This is a genomic window from Pseudomonas sp. LB-090624, assembly GCF_003205205.1.
In the GTDB taxonomy this organism is placed as follows: Bacteria; Pseudomonadota; Gammaproteobacteria; order Pseudomonadales; family Pseudomonadaceae; genus Aquipseudomonas.
In genome coordinates, this window is the sequence record NZ_QJRL01000074.1 from 1 (window position 1) to 1,329 (window position 1,329).

The window sequence follows — 1,329 nt, forward strand, 5'->3', positions numbered from 1 at the left end:
TGGCCCGAAACAAACGTAGATACTCTGTTGGAGGTCAAGCTTTTTTGAGGTGCTCAGCGCTGAACAGCTTGGCCGTATCAAAGGGCTCATCGCCACGCATGCATGCCCAGGCACCTGTCAGGTATTTACGCATGACGGCGGCGATAGCCTGCATTTTCTTCTTCCCTCTGCTGAGCAACGATTCGTAAAAACCCTTCGCGTAGGGGTCATAGCGGATCGCCGTCAACGCTGGCATATACATCGCTGCTCGCAGGTAGGCATTTCCACTTTTTCCGAGTCGACCAGGCTTATCAATGCTTGTACCTGACTGCGTCTGTCGAACGTCGAGACCGGCATGGCGGCTTACCTGCGAAGACTTGAGCATTTCAGGTAATGTCGTGAGCTCAGCCAAAATGGCTAGTACAGACACCTCTCCCATGCCAGGAGCGGCAATTAGTTGTTGGTACTGCCGACTAAGCATTTGGCATTGAGCAATCAAGTCATGGCCAGCCTTACGAAATCGCTCAATACGCTTGTCCAATGAGGCTATCGCCTCTTCTTCGTCTTCGATCAGCATGGCGATGGTCGTGTTGGTCGCCCGCAACGCATGCAACTCATTTTTCGCCCTTGTTCGGTGGCCAACCAGACGATTGATATGCCGCCCGATAGCCCGGAGCTCAAGCTGGGCAGGGCTTGGAGGGGTCCATAAGCGTGGCGTCATTCGCTCGGCATACTCGGAAAGCAGCTGGGCATCAATCGCATCAGTTTTGCTGTTCACCAGCATTAGCTTGGCGAAATTGTGAAAGCTCTTTGGGTTGATTACCGAGACAGGGAGGTCAGCGGCGTGCAGGTCGATGGCCAAATCCAGGTAATAGATACCGGTCGCTTCCATCACGATGGCTTTGGGCTTGAGCGATTGGAGCTTCTTAACCGCAGCTTTACGTCCGGCTGGTGTCTGGGCGAGCTCCCACTGACCAGCAGGGCGCCCATCTTTGCGCACCCCGGCGATTGAAGTGCGCGAACCGATATCCAGGCCAACGAAGACACTCATCCTTCCCACTCCCCAGCAACATAGGTAACAATGGCCCCCGGTTCCCCGACCTCGAACTTCATGCCGCTGCAACCTTGTAATGCGAAGTCCGACTTGTCGGCTTCTCGATACTCTTCGTGGTGGGCAATGAGGCGGGGGACCTCTCTACGTACAAGGTCAGGGCAATCCCTGCCTTCAGGAGCGATCGGTCTCCCCGGAAGTGCTTCTTGAACCTGACGAGAATAACCTCTCTGGCCAGGTCAGACACAACATACAAGGAGCGAGCGCAGCTCGCGATGCGCCGCGCGGGCGGCGCTCGA

General features: G+C 55.7%; 1 protein-coding gene. It reads right to left on the bottom strand.

The genetic code is table 11. The annotated features are described in order from the left end of the window. Positions 1–34: 34 nt before the first annotated feature. A complete protein-coding gene (locus tag DMX11_RS25775) occupies positions 35–1,030 on the bottom strand; it encodes an IS110 family transposase (RefSeq protein ID WP_110748646.1) in 996 nt (331 codons plus the stop codon). Positions 1,031–1,329: the final 299 nt, after the last annotated feature.

Coding starts and splice junctions, on each gene's coding strand:
- DMX11_RS25775 (WP_110748646.1), bottom strand. CDS start 1,030: ATGAGTGTCTTCGTTGGCCTGGATATCGGTTCGCGCACTTCAATCGCC.